This window comes from Microcoleus sp. Pol12B4 (assembly GCF_036701385.1).
Lineage (GTDB): Bacteria > Cyanobacteriota > Cyanobacteriia > Cyanobacteriales > Microcoleaceae > Microcoleus.
This window is the reverse complement of sequence record NZ_JAUBQR010000004.1, coordinates 13,941-33,970: the sequence shown is the minus strand read 5'-3', so window position 1 is coordinate 33,970 and position 20,030 is coordinate 13,941. Positions and strand designations below refer to the sequence as shown.

The window sequence follows — 20,030 nt, the reverse complement described above, 5'->3', positions numbered from 1 at the left end:
ACCAGCTTCAAAAGCTTGTTTTATCAGGTATTCCAAAATCTAAAATCTAAAATAGTATTACTTCCCGTTACTAATAGGAAGTTTTACCATAAACTCCGTGCCGCCGCCGGGAGGTTTAGAAATTTCGATGCTGCCACCGTGTCCGTCCACTATAATTTTGTAGCTAATTGCTAACCCCAAACCAGTACCTTTGCCCACGGGTTTGGTAGTAAAAAAGGGGTTATAAATTTGGTCTTTAACGCTGTCGGGAATGCCTGGGCCGTTGTCGGCTATCGCCACTTTCAGAAATTTACCGCCATGTTCGCGAACTACTCCTGTGGAAATAGTAATAATTTTATCCAGGCGATCGATCTCGTTCAAGGCATCGATCGCATTGCTCAGCAAGTTCATAAACACCTGATTGAGCTGAGACGGATAGCATTCGACTGAAGGTACTTTTCCGTATTTCTTGACTATATAAATTCTATTTTTGATGCGGTTGGAGAGCAACAGCAAAGTATTTTCTATACCTTCGTGAATATCCGCCTGCTTTTTGTCAGATTCATCAAGGCGAGAAAAGTTACGCAAAGAAAGAACGATGCTGCGAATGCGTTCGGTTCCTATTTTCATAGAATCCAATATATGCGGCAAATCTTCCTCGATAAATTCTAACTCAATTTCTTCTGTAAAATCTGCTATTTCCTGGGGGACCTCTGGGAAGGCTTCTTTGTATAAACTCACCAACTCTAATAAATCTTTAGTATATTTGCTGGTGTGAGGCAAATTAGCCGAAATGAAGTTAACGGGGTTGTTAATTTCGTGCGCTATTCCCGCCACCATTTGACCTAGAGATGACATTTTTTCGCTTTGCACCAAATGAGTTTGAGTTTTTTTCAGTTCATTTAAGGCGCTATTAAGCAGTTTTACTTGGTCTTGGGTTTGACTGTAAAGGTGAGCTTGAGTAATTGCGATCGCCAATTGGTCTGCCACAGCTTTTAATAGTTGGATTTCCTCCCGGCTCCAAAGCCAATGACTAACGTGGCTGCAAATTAAATACCCCTGCGGCTGGTTTTGAGTGTGGACAGGAACCGCTAAATAGCTATTAGCTTTAACTTCGCTCGTTTGAGCTGCACCCTCCGCCCAAGTATCCCTCGAAAGAATAATTGGCTCGCATTGGCCACTCGGTATTGACAAATTTCCGACAAAGTAAGACTCAAACTTATTAGCGACCGTCGAACAATCAGATGGGCAACATTCCCATAGGATGTGTAACATTTTTTCTTTGGGTTTGTACCACCCAAAAGCCGCCCGTTCTAGGTGCAGCAAACTTACTATTTCTTCGACTGTACTTTGCACAATCTTGTCTAATTCCAGGGAAGCGCGAATGCGTCCAGCAATCCGGTTGAGCATGGCTTCTCGCTCCGCTTGAGCGCGATTGTTTTCGGAGGAGTAAATTAGCCAAATTGCTGCTAGCATTGCTGGACCGAGCAGTCCGGCGACGACCGATGTCAGCAAATTTAAGGCTTGCAGTTGGGATTCAATATTTTCCCGGGGAATTACTAAAGCCATCGACCAGCTAACTTCCTTGAGGGGTGCGTAGGCCACATACACCCATTTGTTATCTATTTTTACCAGTTCGATGTTCGTCTGGCCGTCGATCATCTGCCGCGCAATTATGGAGAGTGCGGGGTCTTGTGACTGTAAAAAGCTTGGGGCCTCCCGGTCGATATTTCCAATTAAGCTACTGTTGGGATGAACAATTGGCACTCCTTGTGAATTGAGCGCAAAAGCATAACTGTCAGAACCGTACAGCAAGCTGTTAGCGACAGATGTAACTCGGTCTAATTTAATGCTGCCCGATAGGACTCCAATTACTTGATTGGGAGCGGGAGGAGAAGCCCAAATAGGAGCTGAAATAATGATTGTAGAAACTTTTGTACTGCGGCCTATCAGCGGGTCGGAAACGTTGAGCTGCCCAGCCATTGCTTTTTGAAAGTGTTGGCGGTCTTTACTGTTGGCGCGATTGCCTAAAGTATTGATAAATAAGCCGTCCGGTTGAGTCAATGACAAAATAAAATACTCTTTTAATCTGTATATTTCTCCTTGTAACCGGGGTTCGACTAATTTCCAATTAAGAGTGTTAACCGTAGGATCGTAAGCAAGGGTTTCTATTTCTGCTTTGCGAGTGCTGAGCCAGCGGTCGATTTCGTCCGTGCCTTTTTCTAGTTTTAATAGTGCTATTTGCTTTAAATTGTCGAGGATTAGCCCGCGCACAAAAAAATAGCTGATGCAAGCAGTTGTGCTAATGGTTAAAGCCGTGGTGGCCAGAATTAGCAGGGTCAGCAAATGGCGGCGCTGCCGTCTGTGCTGCCAAAGACTATGCGCTTGCTGCCACCGCGATTGAGCAGAACTACTGATGTTGTCCCAAAAGTGGCGCAGCTTTTTTGCTTGGTGTGGCGGCGGCGCAGACACTGATCCGGCTTGATTTGCTGGGTTTTGCATCATCAAATGTTCTCTCCGAATCAAATTCATCAAACGGTATTGGTCATTCGCCAGAATTAATATCCGGCAAGTCGTGAGACCAGTTTCAGAAAATAATGCAACTCTAGGCTGGTGATCCCAACCCTGGTTCCTCAGTCATTCCCAATCTCAAATCTCAAATCTCAAATTTAAAATGGTATGACTTGCATTCCTGGCTGCAAACAATTCTTATTCCGATCGCACGCTCGCCTTCTATTTTGGCATCAGCTTTATATTTTGACCTTCGGTTTACCTAATAGAGGTTACTGCTTTACGATATCTTTAATATCTATCTCGTTTGTATAACAAAATAATTGTAAATAACATAGAGAAACTACGGAGTTTTTTAAATTAGCAATGTATTCTAATGTAGAGGTAAATACTTATTGACAGTTTGACTAATTTGTGCGCTGGCTTCAAGGAGAAATTTTTTCGTCTAAAGCTTTTTTGGCGAAGCGGGTTGCATAAACGGTGAGGGCGATCGTTGCTAGCAAACCAATGCCGTAGAGAGTCCATTCAGCAGCAGTGCGCGATCGCCCTTGCGATCCAAGTGCAGCCAAACTCCCGGCCAAGGAACCGATATAAACATACATGACAGTTCCGGGAATCATGCCGATCCAAGATGCGAAAAAATAGTCTTTTAGAGATACCTGCGTGACTCCAAAAGCATAGTTAAGTAAATTAAACGGGAAAATGGGAGAAAGCCGCGTCAGCAGCACAATTTTCCATCCTTCAGAGGCAACTGCGGAGTCGATCGCCTTAAATTTTTGATTGCCCTCTATCTGTTTGGAAACCCAGTCGCGAGTTAAATACCGCCCTACCACAAAAGCGCAAGTTGCGCCTAAAACCGAGCCGATGGAAACACAAACCGAACCGCCAACGACTCCAAACAAAACGCCAGAACCAAGGGTCAGCAAAGAACCGGGGATAAATAGAACCGTTGCGACAATGTAAATTAAAATAAAAACTGCCGGGCCCCACGGGCCTAGAGTCGCGATCGACTCTAGGGTATTTTTCACAATTCCTTGGAAGTTAAAAAACTTGGTCGCAGCAATTAAAGCCACAGCTAAACCAATCCCTAAAATCAGCTTCCACCTGTTGGATGGCGGCGGGTTTTCACGGGGCGATCGCGAATCATTCATTACCTAAATTCCCCAGTCTAAATTGCATACACCCTAAGCTTGGCAGTTGCGCTTTAGCGCTGCAATACTCTGTAATAAAGCGCAACTTTTCCCTTAAATTAAATCAAAGTACCGCCGCAGCTAGAACCGCAACCTGCCGTACAGCCGTAACAATAAGCAGCAGTTTGCACCTCTTGAATGACATCTAAACTGCCAGATGCGAGCAATTTAGCAGTATTTATCTTTTCCCCGCTGCCAGTTTTCGCGGGCAGATTTTCCATTTGGTTAAAATCGCAGTCGTAGACATTGCCCAAATAGTCGATCGACAATTCGTTACGGCACATTAAATGTTCGACAGTACCGGGATTAAAATTATCCTCCAAAAACCCGAGATAAGGCTTGTGCAGTTTCTTATGTTCCAAATGAAACTTAGTCCGTCCCACCGGCAAATTAGTAATTGCGAACAATTGATTAAAACAAATCCCAAAATGTTCGGCTAAATAAATTTTGTAATCTTGCTGCAACTTGCCTTGTTCCGGTGTTAGCGAAAATTTGTCTGTTGCCGGCACTTGTGGATTGTACACCAAATCGATCATTAAATTTGGGTTTTTCCCGTATCCCAACTGATTTAGCTTTTGAAGTGCCCGAATTGAACTGTCAAAAACACCGCTGCCGCGCATTTTGTCCACATTGTCAGCTTGGTAGCAGGGAAGCGACGCCACAATTCTGAGTTGGTGCTGCGCGCAGTATTCGGGAATATCTTCAAAACCTTTTTCAAAGTAAATCGTCAAATTAGAACGAACAATTACCTCTTTACCTGCAGCCCTGGCATCTTCCGCTAGCGGTTTAAAACCGTAAAGCATTTCGGGAGCACCGCCGGTGAGGTCAACAGTTTTAATTTGAGGAAAGCGGCGAATAATTTCAATTAATTGGTCGCAAATTTCCGGGGAAAGTTCTTCTGTTCGTTTCGGGCTAGCTTCAACGTGGCAGTGAGTGCAAGCCAGGTTGCAGCGTTTGCCGAGATTAATTTGTAAAACTGTAATCTGCTTTTTAGTTAAAGCTGAGTTAATTTTGTTTTTGAAAGGCGTGACTGCTGTCTGAATCATGTGCTAACCTTTTGGTCTTTGCTCGCAACGAATGTAGAGGCGTTCCGGCGGAACGCCTCTCATAATTTAGCACTAATTCTAATAGTTCTGGACCCATCAAAACCCAAGAAACCGGGTTGTTTGCCGTTTTTGCGGGATGTAAAGCGTCTTCTGAGAAAAAACCCCGGTTTCTGACCACTCGTGCGTGTAGGACGATTAATCTTACTTTAGAGAGTCAACTAATCTTTCAACTCGTGCTTTAATTCCATCTCGAACACGGTGAAAAGTTTCGATGGGTTGTCCGTCGGGATCGTCGAGTTGCCAATCTTCAAACACTTCTCGCAATACCCACGCTTCGGGTAAATTCACGCCGCAGCCGCAGAGAGAAATTACGGCATCGTAGTCTTCTGCATTGAATTCGTTTAATGGATTAGATGTTTGATCGGTGATGTCAATGCCGATTTCTGACATGACTTGAATTGCTGTCGGATGAACTCTGCTTGATTCTAACCCGGAACTGGTGACTCCAATCTTGCCGGCTCCGAGGATTTTAGCGAATCCTTCTGCCATTTGCGATCGGCAGGAGTTTCTTTTGCAAACAAACATTACTTTTTTCATGGTTTTTGTTGGTTGTGAGTTGTTGGTTATTGGTTGTTGGCGGAGTTCCGGTGGTTTCTAAGCGCCCGGTAATTCAAGGGCGCGATTTGCTAGTGCGATCGCCTGTTTAGCGGCTTGTTCCTTGCGTTCGCTGTAGCGATCGGTCAAATAGTCGGTTTGCTCCCGCAACAGCAACGTAAACTTGTACAGTTCCTCCATTACGTCGATCGCGCGATCGCGATAAGGCGAATCCTTCATCGTCCCATCGTCGTTAAACTCCTGATAAGCCTTAGCAACCGAAGACTGATTCGGAATCGTAAACATCCGCATCCAGCGGCCCAAAATCCTCAAAGTATTCACAGCATTAAAAGATTGGGAACCGCCGCTGACTTGCATTACCGCCAAAGTTCGGCCTTGAGTCGGTCTGACAGCCCCAATGCTTAAAGGAATCCAGTCAATTTGATTTTTCATAATGCCGGTAATATTGCCGTGCATTTCTGGACTAGACCACACTTGCCCCTCCGACCACAGGCTTAATTCCCGCAACTCTTGAACCTTTGGATGAGTATCGGGAACGCTGCCGTAAATCGGCAATTCTAGAGGATGAAAAAATCTAACTTCTGCACCGAAATCCTCAATAATTCTCGCCGCTTCTTCCGCCAACAAGCGGCTGTAAGAACGCTCTCTTAACGAGCCGTATAAAAACAAAATTCTCGGTTTGTGCGTCAAACTTGTCATGCTACTTTCAATGAAAATCCCGAAATCCGTTAGATATTTCCCGATAAACTGCGACTGCTAATTGTGATCCCCAAATAGGAGCAACCCAGTAAACCCAGTGGTGTTCCCAAATGCCACCAACTAAAGCCGGGCCGAGAGAACGTGCCGGATTCATACTCGCTCCGGTAATTGGCCCCATAAATGCAGCTTCTAACCCTACAGTTAACCCAATTGCTATCCCGGCAAAGCCGATGTGAGCGCGTCTATCTAATCCAGAACCGAGGATAACAAACATTAAGATAAAGGTCAAAACAGTTTCTAAAATTAGAGACTGCAACCAGTTACCATTGAGAGGGAGAGTTGCACCGAGATTTGCTACTTTTCCTAGGGTAATTAGCAGCACTTGAGACGCGGCGATCGCACCCGCACACTGCCCTAAAACGTAAGGCAAAACTTTATATTTTGGGAAAAAACCGCTCGCCCAAAACCCTAAAGTTACGGCTGGATTAAAGTGTGCACCGCTGATGTGTCCTAGGGCGTAAATCATCGCAGTTACTACTGCACCAAATACAAAACTGATGCCTAAATGAGTTACAGAACCACCGCTAGTTTTGTTAACCATCACCGCACCGGTGCCTGCAAAAACCAAAACAAATGTACCTAAAAATTCCGCGATCGCCTCTCGCCTGCAATCTGGTCGAGCACAAGCTAACCTATGAGCTGTTGCATCCATCGCTCTCAACTAATTTGTTCCATACCATCATATCAATAAAATTTGATATGTCAATCCTCAAAAAGCCCTCCTAGTATTTCAGTGATCAAGAAATGTTGATAGGTTAACCTGCGTCGGAACAGGGGCGCGCCGGCAGGATCTGGCTGAAGCGGCGGTATTCGGCGAGGTACTGTTCGAGGGCGACAAACTGAGCTAAATTGAGGCTATAGTAAATCCAGCGCCCTTCTTGGCGGCTGCGGACTAAAGCTGCATCCCTCAAGGCTTTGAGGTGAAAAGAGAGTTTAGACTGAGGAACAGAAAGTCGATCGCACAAATCGCATACGCACAACTCCTGTTCCCGCAACAACTCCAAAATCTGAATCCGCAGGGGGTCAGAAAGAGCGTGAAAGCCAGCAGCGATCGATTTATCTGCAACAGGCAGCGCGATCGTAGAATTTTTAACCATAAATTACCCTTAAATTTTTATTCAACAACTCCCGGCACGATTTCTTGTTTTTACCGTTAGATTTGATATGGTTATCCTTTGATGGCAATCCCAAATCAACTGCGAACTCTTTCTCTTCTAGGACTAACGATTAATTCCCTTACCGATGCAACACCCAGTAAGCGCAGCCGCTGATTGCAGCAGCAATTGGCAAGGTCAAGATCCATGATAGTAGAATCTGATAGAAAACACGCACATTAGCTTTTTTTGAAATCAATCCTACACCAAAAATTGAACCTACCGAAACATGGGTAGTAGACACTGGAAGTCCATAGCGACTGGCAGCAATAACTAAAAATCCCGTCACTAAGTTAGCCACAAGTCCTTGACCTGTATTCATTGCTGTCAGCTTTTTGCTCATTGTTTCTGCCACTTTTCGAGCATTCAATAAACCGCCGATCGCCATTCCCAAAGCTACTGCCAAACTTCCCCACTGAACTGATATTGATTGACCGACTAACATGAGCGAAACAATTTTCGGCGTATCATTCAATCCTCTGGCAAAACTGACGATTCCCGCACTCATAAAATGGCAAACATCGACTAACTTTTGGCTGGGGATTTGTAAGAAATTTCCCAGGTACCTTTGCGTGCATTTATCTATAGAATCGACCGCGACATCAGCGGTTGTGATACACTTCAGTATGTTAGTTGCATCCGGTTGGGGAATGGGAATAACCTGTTGAATTTGACCAGCACAAATACACCATTCTTTCTGGATCCCCAAATAAACTCGCAGGTAGCGAGACAGCCCATAAATTAAAGCTGCTAATGGAATCGCAATCATGGGACTCAGCAACAAAGGCATTAGAAAAGTTTTCTGCAATGCTGTAAAATTAACTTGAGTACCAATTGCTACTAAACCTGCACCGACAAGAGCACCTGTAAGACCGTGAGTTGTGGAAATAGGGAATCCAGTTAAGGTAGCAAGAATAACGGTTAAACCCGCAGCGATCGCGACTGCCAAATGAAAATCTGGGGCATTGGCGATCTCGTTTGGAACTAGCCCTTTTCCGGAAAAGCTTTTTACCAGAGTTTCTGCTATAAAAATAGAAAATATTGAACCTGCAAAAGTTGTAATCGTGGCCCAACCAATTGCTGTTTTATAGTTCGTCGTCTGACTGCCAAACAGTGTCGCCACGCCTTTAAAATTATCATTAGCACCATTGCAGTATGCTAAAAACAACGTGGCGATAAATAGGGCAATAAGTAACATTTTCTTACTCAGAATAAGTGTGGTTTATTTAAAACTGTTATTTGCCTCGGCCACTACAGCACTGAATTTGATTGTATAGACACAGTTGCATCAAATTAAATAATGAAAATATTAAGATTTTTTTTTGGAATAGGCGAGCGATCGCATCTTAATTACGCGCCAGCAACATGGGCCGGATATTGAACGATACTATAATTAAGGCTCGGCGATCGCTTCAGGTACGCTCAACCCACACATTCACTTAGGATTCTGTACCCTTGCCGGCACATCAGTGAGTCCCGCCTTCTGCATCAGCGAAATCACCCCTATAGATAGAATTCCCCCAATAATTGCCCCCACAACTACCAGGATGATAAAGACTTTTTGCAGAGTTTTTTTAGTTGCCGGGTGGTACTGTTTCGGCAATGCTTCACCTTGCTCGTCAACTTCTTGCTCCAAGGGGTCTAGCGGATTGGAGGGATTTGAGTTAAAGGGATTGGGCGCTTGATTCATGGTTAGTTTAGGTTAAAGGAGATCGACAACTATTTTAACTTGCGATTTAGCCGCGCAGCTTAAATAATACATTCTGGTTTTACTGAATACTCTATAAATTTTATTAAGATTGCTAAAATACTGAAAAACCCGGTTTATTGAATAAACCGGGTTTTTCAACATACTAAAAGTTTTACGTCACGCTTCTGCTTTTGACAGGCGATCGAGAGAAATTGTTGCCGCCTCAGATACTTGAGAATTACTATCTTTTTCTAAGTATTTCAAAGCCGAAACGCTCTTAACACTCGGCAAATTGCCCAAAGCTTCAGCCAGCCTCTGGCGAATCAGCCAATCTTCCGACTGAGCAAAATTGAGGATGCGATCGATCGCCCCAATATCTTTAATTTCCCCCAAAGCCGAAATTGCCGCCTGCTGGATCACTACTTGCTCACTGTCGAGAGCTTTTAGCAGCACATCGCGAGCCCGGGGATCTTTGAGATTCCCCAGAGAAACAGCAGCACTGAAGCGCACCAGCCATTGAGTATCTTCGTAAAAAGCCCGCACCAAAGCATCAAAAGCTCTGATATCTTCCAAATAGCCCAAAGCACCTGCAGCGTCAGCGCGAATGCCGTAATCCGGGTCTGTTTCTAGCAATTTGACTAGAATAGGATAGCACTCTGCTGTCGGTTTCACGCCGAGAGCAAACACAGCCATCGATCGCACTTGCAAACTTTCATCGTTCAACACCTTTTTAATCAAAGGCACCGCCTCTGCAGCAGGCACATTCCGCAAGTTGGCCAAAGCCACCATTCGATCGGCGGAATTTTGGCTTTCTAACTTGGCTGCAATTTGCTCTAAGCTTAAAGTTGTCATTATGGATAAATCTTGTAGTAAAACTTTACATTCGGGTTATTTTGATTATAGGGGAGTCTCAGGGGAAAAGCAGGCAGTAAAAACCGCCCAAGGATTTGAGATGAGTAAGATTGCGGATAAGTGAGACGATTAATCTAAAGCTCAGATTGCGTGGAAATAATCAATAAGAAAGTTTATTATTTAAATCCCAAGCACAGGCGAGGTGTTTCTGCCGTTCCCTAAGGCTTTGCCCGATAGTTAGCCGCCCTCTGACAACCTGCAATCAACTATGCCGTTCTACCACCCGCCCCTTTACTCCTCAGCCTTAGAACAAGCGATCGATCGCTACCCCCTCACTGCCGGGCCAGACACTTCCTTAGCAGTGGCGATCGCCCTGATGAGTCAGTTGCAAAACAGTTGTCCCCTAGTCAAAACACCTGTACCCGCAGACCGGGCGGCGATAACCGAAACATCCGCGCCGGAAAAGGTGCGGGCCCGCTGCGTGTTCGTCGTGCAGAACCAGCAGACTATTACCACAGGCAACTTATCCGAAAACCCCAGCCGCGGACTGTTAATCGGCATATTAACTCCCGCCGACCTAGTGAGGCTGATAGCTTCTGGCACAATAGACAACCAGCACAAAGTAGCCCTGCACAAAATACCAATTTCCGAAGTGATGTCCCCGGTGTCCGTCTCCCTCACAGAATCCGATGACCAAGACGTGTTTACCGCTTTATCCTTATTTCGCCAGCACAAGATTCGCTATTTGCCGATCGTCAATCAATTTCGCCACTTGGTAGGAGTGCTGACACGGGAAAGAATTCGCCAAGTATTGCAGCCTTCAAACATTCTTAAATTGCGGCGGGTAGCAGAATTAATGACTACGCCAATTACAGCGCCTCACACCGCCTCGCTGCTGAGCATAGCCGAACTGATGTCAGAGCATCAAGTCAGTTGCGTAGTGATTACAAAAAACAAAGAATTAACAATGGAGAAGCCCAAAGATGACTATACCTCCATTTTTCACTATTCCTTTCACCAACCTCTGGGAATTATTACCGAATATGACCTGGTACAGGCACAGTTTCTCGAACTAAATTTCCAGCAAACCCCTGCTCAAAAAGTCATGAGAACTCCCCTGCAATTTCTGCAACCTTCCGATTCCCTATGGACGGCACACAAAGAAATGCAGCAGCAACAAGTGCAGCGGTTGGTCGTCTGCGGGGGGCGCGGAGAACTGTTGGGAATTATTACTCAGACCAGCTTGCTCAGAGTCCTCGATCCCACCGAAATGTACCGAGTTGTCAAACAGTTGCAGCAGTCGGTTTATCAATTGCAAGCAGAAAAAGTGGAACTGTTGCAAAGCCGCAACGCCAAACTAGAACAGCAGGTGCGGGAACGGACTGCAAAACTCCATGAACAATTGCAGCGCGATCGGCTGTTAACTCACATTTCCTTGCGGATTCACCAATCCTTAAACCTCGAAGAAATTCTCAACGCCAGCGTCGATGAAGTCCGCCAGGTTTTGCTAGCTGACCGAGTAGCAATCCTGCATTTAGAGTCCAGCAATTACGGCATTGTAGTGGCAGAATCCGTTGCCGAAAATTGGCCTTCAATCTTGGGAGAAATCATGCCGGATAATATTTGGCAAGAATCTGCTTTCGTGCTTGAACAGGAAATTTATGCGGTTCCGGATCTCGACCAAGCCTGTTTGAGTGCCGAAAAATATGCCCGTTTCCAGCAAGCGCAAATCAAAGCTTATTTGATTGTACCAATTTTGCAAGACGGCAATTTGTGGGGGATGATGTGCGTCCATCAGTGTTCCCAATCTCGGCAGTGGCAGCCTTCGGAAGTGGATTTGCTACTGCAACTGGCAACTCAAATCGCGATCGCCATTCAGCAAGCCCAACTCTATCAGCAAGTCCAAAATCTCAACACCGACCTCGAACGCCAAGTCCAAGAACGCACCGCCGAATTGCAGCAAAAAGTTCACGAACTCCAGCATTTAAACGTCCTCAAAGATGAATTTCTCAGCACAGTTTCTCACGAACTGCGGACGCCTTTAGCTAATATAAAAATGGCTATTCATATGCTGAGAATTTCTCCCACACTAGATCGGCGTCAGATTTATCTAGAAATTTTAGAAACAGAATGTACTAGAGAAACAGATTTGATTAATGCTTTGCTAGATTTGCAGCGCCTCGAAGCCGCAACTTGTCCGATCGACCTCGAACCAGTAAACTTAGAAGTCTGGCTGCCTACTATTATCGACCCTTTTTACACCCGGGCCCACGACCGCCACCAGGATTTGCGAGTAGAGTGCGATCGCCACCTCCCCACGATCAGTTCCAACCGCGCTAGTTTGGGACGAATTTTAGCCGAGCTCCTCAACAATGCCTGCAAATATACTGCCAATGACGGCGAAATTTTTCTGAAAGTCGAATGCAAAAACGGAGACGGCGAACAAGGAGAACAAAGGACAAATTCGCGACAAGCAAGTGCTGTGGCTTCCAAAATCCAATTTACACTCAGCAATCAATCGTCCATTTCTATAGAGGAATTGCCTCGAATTTTTGAGAAATTTTATCGAGTTCCCAACGCCGATCCTTGGAAACAAGGAGGTACAGGTTTGGGTTTAGCTTTGGTTCAAAAACTTGTCGAACAGTTGCAGGGAAAAATTGAGGTTGAAAGCAGGGATGGCTGGACTAATTTTATCGTCACATTTCCTACCAACCCGGATGGAAATTAGTCGGCCATCAGTCAATTTTAGATTTTAGACTTCGGCCGAAGAGGTGCGGCTAGCGCGAGCGTCAAATCGCGCTCAGTCGAACGATTTTAGATTTTCGATTTACTCCACAGATGAATCTGGGAGCTTGAAAAACCCACATTCCGAACCCAACTGTCACGTGGGGTGCGGGCGGGCTGTAAATTCCGTGGGATGGTCTAGCGGGAAGAGATCGAGAAAGTATAAACCCACATTCCGCAGCCCCAACTGGCACATAGGCGGATTGAGGGGGTAAAAGTGAATCATCGGAGATCATAGTAAGTCAAAACACCCAAAAATATGTGCAACGATCGCATCACTCACTTAAGAATTCCTAAAAAATGACATGAGGGTATGAATTAAATCTTCTTCACCCATAAAACTTCAATAATCCCACCATTACTAACTATTAATTACCAGCATATAATTTGAGCAATCTGGAAATTATACATCACTGCTAAACCAACACTTAATTAGAGTTGGCTGAATAATTGAGCGCAAACCAAGAGCAGGAGGGATCTATATATTCAGGATCAATTTACAATAACTTTTTGCTGCGTTAATTTTCTATGCCTATAAGTGTAGATTATATTTAATTTAAAAACAGGTGTTGTTTTGCCCGAACAACATAAAAACACTTCACGGGGTGACAACCCCGTCACAACATAGATAGAATCAATGACTTCGCGGAGTGACAACCTCGTCAAAAGCCCCGCCTGTGGCAGATTTACCTGACTTAAGTTAAAAAAAGATGGGGTCGAAATTCTATCGTGGTCTCATCTAGCAATAATGTTCCCTCAATTTTACCAAATTAATCTCGAAAAACAACTTAAACCCGCAGAGTACCTGACTCTAAAAATTTTAGTCTATCTGTTGCAGACCCAAAAACAAGTTAATATCGAATTACTGGCTACCTTGATGCTTTATTCGATTCAATTTGAGAGCAAAAGGTGCAACTTGCAAAGTTTTCTAAAATTGGATTGTCTGAACATTAAAAGTTGATGATTTCCGTTAGTAAAAAAGTCTAAACCTTTGAAAATAGCGATTAATCGCACGCAATAGCGATCGCAAAATGTATTTATGCTGAGATTGATATGGGAGAAAATAAGTATGCCATTATACAGGTTACCTCGATATAAAAAAGGAAGTAGTAATATTGGCGAAGAAAAAGCTCTAATCACTCCTGTTTGAGAGTTACTGTCAGATTAGAACATTATCATTTTAGGTGATCGAGAATTTGCTAGCATCAAGTTGATATACTCGCTCTGTGAAAAAAAAGTTAAGTTTATCCTTATGGTGAAAAAAGGGCGCTATATACAATAAAAAAAATCTCATTTCATCCTCTTGTCTGACATGGAGTTACTGCCAAGGGAAAGCTTTTATTTGTCAGATGTAAAAATTATCAAACAACAAGGATGTTTAACTTTTAATATTGCTGCTTATGGGCGCCGCAAATATCGCGGAAAACAGTATGATGTTGCGTTGGTATTTTTTCACTAATTTAGGCGATTTAAAGCAGTCGATTGATACTTTTAAATGTCGGAGTCGAATTAAAGCAATCTTTAAAGATTGTAAGACAGGAGGTTATAATTTAAAGAAGAGTTCGGCTAATAATTATGGTTGAAAGAGTGTGACATTAGTGATAGCAATTGCCTATATACTTGCGCGCTCTTACAAAGGTAAAAATTAAGAGGATGGGACTTTAAAAGCAGTGGTTAAACATTCAATAGTTAATGAATTTAACTCGAAATAAACTTTGCTTGTATCAACAGGGTATACGTGTTCCAACCCTGTTGCGTCTCTCTCCTAAACCTCTTTGTCACCCCCCCAGATGCACCACAGCTTAGCATCGGGATTATTGATGATATCTCTATTTTCTACATCTACGTGAATCAGGGTCAATCCCTTGTCATCTACGGTTCATAAATTATATTTTTAAAACCGTAGATACAGGCAAATAAACACAGATTAATGCAGATGAATTAGGTCAATTCCGGTTTTAGCCTCCGTGATTGTTGACTGTTGACGGGATTTTAATATTCCAATGCTACCGGAATTGATATCAGTTATGTTCTTCCTTCTGGTATATCGCCTCTATCGAGCGCTACAAATGCCTGTGCTGGCAGTACCAACTACTAAATCGGAATTCAAAAGCAAATCTAAATCAGTGTCGGGATTAACAGCATACAAATCGACTTTATCTCGACCCAAAAATACTCCGATCAAAGTCCCGATTCCCGCACCCCCGAGCACCTCTTCAGTCGCGATCGCCCGATCGCCCGTAACACCTGCGATCGCCGCCGCTGCTGCTGCACCCAACGCCGTATTCTTAACCAGATTACCAACATTAACACCCTTGGTAACAGTTTCTTTCCTAGTAATCACTTGCGAAGTGGCATTGAGAGGCACTCTGGTGCCGTTGATGATACTTAATTCTTGAGCCACAAACTGAACACCCGAAGCAGTCGATCGCAATTCGCCGCTAATTTTCGAGCCTTCAGGTATCAACACTTGGCCATTATTGCCCGTGATATCCGCAGCTACAGTCAGCGTAATCGGAGACTTGTCATTGGGGGCGAGCAAAATCTTGCCTTTTGTGTACTCGATGGGGATAGTTACCCCCCTGGGAATTTGCACAGCAACCGACTCGCTAACATCAATCTTAGCAATGTAAGGAGAATTAATTGGTCTTGCTTGATTGGTACTCACTAATGTTTGATAGATAAAAGCAGCTACTTCAGCTCGCGTTGCTGACTTGTTAGGTTTGAGAGATTTAGGGCTGGGATAGCTGACAACTAACTGTTTTTCAGTAGCCGCAGCAACGCTTTTGACAGCATAACTTTGAATCTCACCAGCATCATTATAGTAACTGAGAACATCTTGAAAATCGCACGTAGGCTCATAGCCCATTCCGTTATTTAAAGCGACTACAACTTGAACGCGAGGAATCTGCTGTGTCGGTCTGAAAACATTGCCGGGATAGCCAGACATCCATCCCATTTCGTAAGCTTCTGCGATCGCCCCGCTTGCCCAAAAATTGGATGGAACATCGGCAAACCGCACAGCACCGCGGGTTTTTGCCTTTTTCACAGAACGCACCATTGCCGCAAATTCAGCCCGCGTTACCGGTGCATCCGGGCGAAAACTGCCATCGGGAAATCCTTTGATAATTCCTCTTTCTGACAAATCTTGAATAAAGTCTCTTGCCCAGTAGTTATTATTAACATCCGAAAAAGCTGTCTGAGCAAAAGAAGGTGCGGGAGCTAGCATCGGCGCTGCGGTTCCGGCAACTGTTCCCAAGGTTAATAAAACAGATGTACCGGATTTGATGCGATTTAATACAGACATTTTTTGATTCTCCAATTTACACATTTTTTTTATTGAGGACAAGTAAGCTTTTGATAGGCTGATTGATTCCTGTTCAACTTGCTTTTTCCCTCGGTTATGTAATCATTATTGAAGAATTTTACTTTGGGTGCGGGGAAGATACGGTCTTTTAAAATAAATATTTTGATGCTTGTTGTGGGAGTTTAAAATGCTTAAATTCCTTAAAATCCTTATGTTGCTTATCTCCCTTATCTACCTTGTGTCTGCAATTAACAGGATTTAGAGACCAAGCCGTTTGATATGCGATCGCGATCGCATACCAAATTGTATGAGATTGATTTAACAAAAAAGCAATTGCCTGTCGCTAAAATTTAACCATCGGCGATCGCAATATTTTGGCTCTACATTAAATCGAATACACTTTTTTTTCAATTTTTATAGGTAGTATTGCAGTAGGGGTGAGTTAATTGTGCGTTTTTTAAAGTTCCTAAACCCCCATCAGCTTTTCTTGTAATATGATCGATACTATTAAATCTGCAAGGCAGATAGCCTCCACAAATTTTACAAACTGGCCAGCCTGGTAGAGCCTCTCTGATAAACGCAGATGCTTTGGTTTCTCTAGAAAATTCTTTACTCTGAATTTCCCCAGTGTCGGCTTTCTTTGGAATTTTCAGAGTCGCAAATCTTTGATCGCCGGAGCTTATTTCTGTGATAACATTCTTTTTATCTATACCTCCTGACAACTTATTAATGACTTCTAAGTAGAAGTCTCTCACTCGCTCTCTAGCTTGTAATGCGTCACTCTTCTTGGCAACAAGTTGTGGAACCATATCATAATTCCAAATTACCCATTCAAAGTCTTTTCTTACCTCGATCAATTTAGACCAAGATTTAGTCTGTTGTAAATGTAAAATTAAACTAACCACCCCATAAAAGGAACCAATTTTTGGCTTTCCTTGTTGAGTATAAAAGTATAGCAGTGGATGTAAACCCAGAGATGAAGGATCTTTGCTATTGATTCTTTGAGCCACTTTTTTGCACTGCTTTAGTAGCTCAATAGTTTTATCGCCTGTTGAATCTTCTCCCAACTGATTATCGGTTGATATGTTATTGACAATATTTATAAATTCTAAAATCAATTCCAGCTTATCCGAAGATGAAAGATTCCCCACAATTGGTACATCTAAGGTTTTAATGGGATTTGAAAGTTTGGGCTGAAATATAAGTTGGTGTATTTCTTGCGCTACTTTTTCAATCTCATCCTGTTTTTCTTTAGTGAAATCTGACCAATATTTATGACCATTACCACTTCTCACGATCGCACGTGCAGCCACACCATTAGGTGTTTTACGTGCTTGTAGCAACCTCATCTCAGTCTCGCTAATGGGGGCTGCTTTCTGGTTGATTTTGAAAAAAGATTCCTCCGCTTTCATAGCATCACCTTCAACCCATTGAAGTGAAATCGCTGAGGCCCCTAAGTTCCTAGCTCTTTCCAGCATTTTAGGATTAAATTGACCAGGCTGTGAAGTCAATGATTGATAATCCTTGTAAGCTCCAATTTTCTCTTTAATTAGTTTGCGAGTTTCTTTGGCTGCCTCTTTCTGTTCGTCAGTGATGTTGCCGTCATAAAATTGTTTAGAAATTTTACCATCCCCATAATCATCATTAATCCAAGCAAGTAACGAACTCAGTCGATGAGAACCATCAACAACAAAATAGTGGCTACTACCTCGCCAAAGAATAACTGCGGGAATTAAATCTCCATCTAAAAAACTTTCAATAAACTCGCATATTTTTGTGGCATCCCATTCATTAGTTTCTCTTTGAAAATCCGGTTTTCGCAAAAACGGATAGAAAAAAGAACTTTGTTCTAGATCGCGAATACCTATAGTGAGGATACTTCTTCCCATATTGCGTTCGGGCTGATCTTTAATTTCAAATGCTTCTCGGGGAATAAGTGCATCTAGACTAACTGGGGAATTTTTGGATAATTTTGCCATTTTAGGTACCGATTGTTACTTTTTAGTATTTCTTGAGTTTTCGCTTAATAAGCTTCCGTTTGAGCGTTGCAAGCCAGATCAATTTTTATGGCAGGATCAGGTGGCATATTGGGAGTTCAGAATGCCACGGAAGTCAGCCATGATGACGAATGACTACTGACTAATGACTAATGACTAATAGAGGCTAGCGGTTCCCAACTTGTCACATCTTCAAATAAAGATTGATAGCCCGCTGCATTGGGATGAAGCCCGTCTGCAATCAGGCGCGATCGCCACCAATCACTACCCCGATTTATCCATTTATCAAAAATATCTAAATAGGGAATGCCCCGCAACTGACAAGCTAATTTCGTTGCTTCCTTGTAGCGATATTGGTCAGCATGACTGTAATACAAACAATCTTGAAAAGGCATTTTACTTTCATCCACCGGCACCATCCCGACAAATATCACCGGACAAAGTTGTTGGGACAGGTTTAACAAATTATCCAAAACAGTTTTAAAATGTTCAAGATCAGTGTAGCTGCGCCCCGTCGGCGACTGCACTCTCGCCGAATCGTTGAGGCCTACCGAAAGAATAATCGCATCAGGGACGCGGTTTCTGAGTTCGCCCCGGTGGCGGAACTCGTTTTCCAGGCGTTGGGAGACTTGATAGGTGCGATCGCCCCGAACGCCCAAATTGTATAAAACGTGTCCTGCACTCTCCGGTAACATCCACTGGCGCCGCAATCTTTCCACCCAGCCACCGCCTACACCGTCGCCGAAACCGTAGATTAAGCTGTCACCGAAAGCAACCAATTTGAGGGGATGAGAATTTCCCCGATGCAAGTGACCAAAGGAATAGGCTGTTGCTACCTGCATAAGCAATGATACTCAGTTAATAAATTATGAATCTTGACATACTAGACTAGAATGTAACATTACATAAAGTAGGTAGTCTCATGGCTAAGCGTCAACCCTTCGATTCAACTCAGCTAACCCGTCGCGCGGAAGAGTTGATTAACGGTGCATCCAACCGCTATCGGATTACGGTACAGGTAGCGAACCGCGCAAAACGCCGTCGTTATGAAGATTTTGACAATATGGACGACCATCAAATGAAACCTGTAATGCGGGCGATATTTGAGATGTCGGACGAACTGACTCAGCCGGAAATAATCGGAGATATCTAGGCTTCGGGAGTTTTGAGTTTTGAGTGGTGAATTGCCCAAAGTTTTTGTCAACTCAAAACTCAAAACTTTGTCAAACTAGACTTGGGTGCGGGTGACGAGAAACCCGGTTTATTCCTAGTTCCCTCGTTAAGAAGCCTCTAATTTTTCAATAAAACCGGGTTAATGATCGTAAATCTTAAAATTGTAAACTAGGACATCTGCTTACGGCTAAGTTTATGAAATTATTCTATTTCTCAAATTTTTGTCAAAACCGTGAATAGATTAAAGCAGGGCTTAAGTTTTCTTTTTGTTACTTTGAGTGTGGCTATTTTCACGCTTTTGAGTTGGGTATTGGAATCGGGCGAACTGAGTCTGTCGGCTTTGGAACCTTCGCTGCTGCGGACTGCTGAATCTGCCTCTGTGCAGCGGGTGGCTCAACAATCTGAGCCGCAAGTGAGGGTGCAAGATGCGTGGAAATTGGTGTACGAAAAATTGCCGGATTTCCCGATCGAAAATAACTACATTTCCAAGGAAACTGGAAAAGTCGATCCTAGCAATACTTTAGTCGGGCGGTTGATTCGATATCACGTATTTGTCAAAGGACGGCCGCCCAATTACCGCTTTGATTGGAAGTTAAGTTTAGCTGACTATCTGGGGGCGACTCCAGATTATTTGGTGGAAAGCGTTTATCCGGGAAAGGACGTTTTGCGATCAAATCCAATGGAACAGGATCGTGCTGCTATTCAGAGGTTAAATAGAGCACAGCGGGATGCTTTAGTTCAAGCTTTGGTTGATGTTTTTACTGAGAATTCCGGGTCTGGGCGCACACCTGCTGCGGGGGAAAAACCACAAGGGCGATCGAATTCGCCGGAAATACCGCAGCCGCAGCCGGGAGATGCGAAGTTGCTGCTACCGTAATACTCAGGAATGCAGAAACCGGGTTTTTTACGGAAATACTGCATCCGGGCCTTTGAAAATGGTAAAAAACCCGGTTTATTTCATATTTATGGGTAA

16 protein-coding genes are annotated in these 20,030 nt (G+C 43.7%); 3 read left to right on the top strand and 13 right to left on the bottom strand.

The window, feature by feature from the left end:
- Window positions 1-57: 57 nt before the first annotated feature.
- The 10 genes from QUA38_RS01480 to QUA38_RS01435 all read right to left on the bottom strand — a co-directional run bounded on the left by QUA38_RS01480 (window position 58) and on the right by QUA38_RS01435 (window position 9,796).
- A complete protein-coding gene (locus QUA38_RS01480) occupies window positions 58-2,484 on the bottom strand; it encodes an ATP-binding protein (protein ID WP_333158575.1) in 2,427 nt (808 codons plus the stop codon).
- A gap of 431 nt (window positions 2,485-2,915) precedes the next feature.
- Window positions 2,916-3,641 carry a TVP38/TMEM64 family protein gene (locus QUA38_RS01475; protein WP_333158573.1) on the bottom strand — a complete coding sequence of 242 codons (726 nt, stop codon included), beginning with the start codon at window positions 3,639-3,641 and terminating at the stop codon, window positions 2,916-2,918.
- A gap of 98 nt (window positions 3,642-3,739) precedes the next feature.
- On the bottom strand, window positions 3,740-4,726 hold the full coding sequence (arsS, locus tag QUA38_RS01470) for an arsenosugar biosynthesis radical SAM (seleno)protein ArsS (protein ID WP_333158571.1): 987 nt from the start codon (window positions 4,724-4,726) through the stop codon (window positions 3,740-3,742).
- Between the two features lie 201 nt (window positions 4,727-4,927).
- Window positions 4,928-5,323: an arsenate reductase, glutathione/glutaredoxin type gene (gene arsC / locus QUA38_RS01465; protein WP_333158569.1), complete on the bottom strand. Its 396-nt coding sequence runs from the start codon at window positions 5,321-5,323 to the stop codon at window positions 4,928-4,930.
- 57 nt (window positions 5,324-5,380) lie between these two features.
- Window positions 5,381-6,040 (bottom strand): arsenical resistance protein ArsH, encoded by a 660-nt coding sequence (gene arsH / locus QUA38_RS01460; protein ID WP_333158567.1) that lies wholly within the window; start codon window positions 6,038-6,040, stop codon window positions 5,381-5,383.
- 7 nt (window positions 6,041-6,047) lie between these two features.
- On the bottom strand, window positions 6,048-6,752 hold the full coding sequence (locus tag QUA38_RS01455; RefSeq protein WP_333158565.1) for an MIP/aquaporin family protein: 705 nt from the start codon (window positions 6,750-6,752) through the stop codon (window positions 6,048-6,050).
- Between the two features lie 103 nt (window positions 6,753-6,855).
- Window positions 6,856-7,197: a metalloregulator ArsR/SmtB family transcription factor gene (locus tag QUA38_RS01450; RefSeq protein ID WP_333158563.1), complete on the bottom strand. Its 342-nt coding sequence runs from the start codon at window positions 7,195-7,197 to the stop codon at window positions 6,856-6,858.
- Window positions 7,198-7,336: 139 nt separating this feature from the next.
- The gene (locus QUA38_RS01445) at window positions 7,337-8,452 is read right to left on the bottom strand and encodes an inorganic phosphate transporter (RefSeq protein ID WP_333158562.1); all 1,116 of its coding nucleotides are present in this window, start codon (window positions 8,450-8,452) and stop codon (window positions 7,337-7,339) included.
- 237 nt (window positions 8,453-8,689) lie between these two features.
- Complete coding sequence (locus tag QUA38_RS01440; protein ID WP_333075830.1) at window positions 8,690-8,944, bottom strand: hypothetical protein; 255 nt, start codon at window positions 8,942-8,944, stop codon at window positions 8,690-8,692.
- A gap of 177 nt (window positions 8,945-9,121) precedes the next feature.
- A complete protein-coding gene (locus QUA38_RS01435; protein WP_333158560.1) occupies window positions 9,122-9,796 on the bottom strand; it encodes a HEAT repeat domain-containing protein in 675 nt (224 codons plus the stop codon).
- A gap of 268 nt (window positions 9,797-10,064) precedes the next feature.
- Here QUA38_RS01435 and QUA38_RS01430 point away from each other — a divergent pair, with 268 nt between their 5' ends.
- Entirely contained in the window at window positions 10,065-12,524 is a 2,460-nt protein-coding gene (locus QUA38_RS01430) for a CBS domain-containing protein (RefSeq protein ID WP_333158558.1), read from the top strand.
- Between the two features lie 2,109 nt (window positions 12,525-14,633).
- Here QUA38_RS01430 and QUA38_RS01425 read toward each other — a convergent pair.
- The 3 genes from QUA38_RS01425 to QUA38_RS01415 all read right to left on the bottom strand — a co-directional run bounded on the left by QUA38_RS01425 (window position 14,634) and on the right by QUA38_RS01415 (window position 18,726).
- The gene (locus QUA38_RS01425; RefSeq protein WP_333158556.1) at window positions 14,634-15,887 is read right to left on the bottom strand and encodes an S-layer homology domain-containing protein; all 1,254 of its coding nucleotides are present in this window, start codon (window positions 15,885-15,887) and stop codon (window positions 14,634-14,636) included.
- Window positions 15,888-16,294: 407 nt separating this feature from the next.
- The gene (locus tag QUA38_RS01420; RefSeq protein ID WP_333158554.1) at window positions 16,295-17,866 is read right to left on the bottom strand and encodes a GmrSD restriction endonuclease domain-containing protein; all 1,572 of its coding nucleotides are present in this window, start codon (window positions 17,864-17,866) and stop codon (window positions 16,295-16,297) included.
- A gap of 167 nt (window positions 17,867-18,033) precedes the next feature.
- Window positions 18,034-18,726, bottom strand: a complete 693-nt coding sequence (locus tag QUA38_RS01415) for a GDSL-type esterase/lipase family protein (protein WP_333158552.1) — start codon at window positions 18,724-18,726, stop codon at window positions 18,034-18,036.
- An 80-nt stretch (window positions 18,727-18,806) separates the two neighbouring features.
- On the opposite strand from QUA38_RS01415, the gene QUA38_RS01410 reads away from it, so the two are divergent.
- Together QUA38_RS01410 and QUA38_RS01405 are read left to right on the top strand one after the other, a co-directional pair.
- A complete protein-coding gene (locus QUA38_RS01410; protein WP_333071758.1) occupies window positions 18,807-19,037 on the top strand; it encodes a DNA-directed RNA polymerase subunit omega in 231 nt (76 codons plus the stop codon).
- Between the two features lie 300 nt (window positions 19,038-19,337).
- A complete protein-coding gene (locus QUA38_RS01405) occupies window positions 19,338-19,934 on the top strand; it encodes a hypothetical protein (RefSeq protein WP_333158550.1) in 597 nt (198 codons plus the stop codon).
- Window positions 19,935-20,030 lie beyond the last annotated feature (96 nt).

Excerpts from the sequence above, each read along its gene's own strand:
- QUA38_RS01410 (WP_333071758.1), top strand. The coding sequence starts at position 18,807 with ATGGCTAAGCGTCAACCCTTCGATTCAACTCAGCTAACCCGTCGCGCG.
- QUA38_RS01420 (WP_333158554.1), bottom strand. The coding sequence starts at position 17,866 with ATGGCAAAATTATCCAAAAATTCCCCAGTTAGTCTAGATGCACTTATT.
- QUA38_RS01415 (WP_333158552.1), bottom strand. The coding sequence starts at position 18,726 with ATGCAGGTAGCAACAGCCTATTCCTTTGGTCACTTGCATCGGGGAAAT.
- QUA38_RS01430 (WP_333158558.1), top strand. The coding sequence starts at position 10,065 with ATGCCGTTCTACCACCCGCCCCTTTACTCCTCAGCCTTAGAACAAGCG.
- arsC (WP_333158569.1), bottom strand. The coding sequence starts at position 5,323 with ATGAAAAAAGTAATGTTTGTTTGCAAAAGAAACTCCTGCCGATCGCAA.
- QUA38_RS01440 (WP_333075830.1), bottom strand. The coding sequence starts at position 8,944 with ATGAATCAAGCGCCCAATCCCTTTAACTCAAATCCCTCCAATCCGCTA.
- QUA38_RS01450 (WP_333158563.1), bottom strand. The coding sequence starts at position 7,197 with ATGGTTAAAAATTCTACGATCGCGCTGCCTGTTGCAGATAAATCGATC.
- QUA38_RS01455 (WP_333158565.1), bottom strand. The coding sequence starts at position 6,752 with ATGGATGCAACAGCTCATAGGTTAGCTTGTGCTCGACCAGATTGCAGG.
- arsH (WP_333158567.1), bottom strand. The coding sequence starts at position 6,040 with ATGACAAGTTTGACGCACAAACCGAGAATTTTGTTTTTATACGGCTCG.
- QUA38_RS01435 (WP_333158560.1), bottom strand. The coding sequence starts at position 9,796 with ATGACAACTTTAAGCTTAGAGCAAATTGCAGCCAAGTTAGAAAGCCAA.
- QUA38_RS01475 (WP_333158573.1), bottom strand. The coding sequence starts at position 3,641 with ATGAATGATTCGCGATCGCCCCGTGAAAACCCGCCGCCATCCAACAGG.
- arsS (WP_333158571.1), bottom strand. The coding sequence starts at position 4,726 with ATGATTCAGACAGCAGTCACGCCTTTCAAAAACAAAATTAACTCAGCT.
- QUA38_RS01425 (WP_333158556.1), bottom strand. The coding sequence starts at position 15,887 with ATGTCTGTATTAAATCGCATCAAATCCGGTACATCTGTTTTATTAACC.
- QUA38_RS01445 (WP_333158562.1), bottom strand. The coding sequence starts at position 8,452 with ATGTTACTTATTGCCCTATTTATCGCCACGTTGTTTTTAGCATACTGC.
- QUA38_RS01480 (WP_333158575.1), bottom strand. The coding sequence starts at position 2,484 with ATGATGCAAAACCCAGCAAATCAAGCCGGATCAGTGTCTGCGCCGCCG.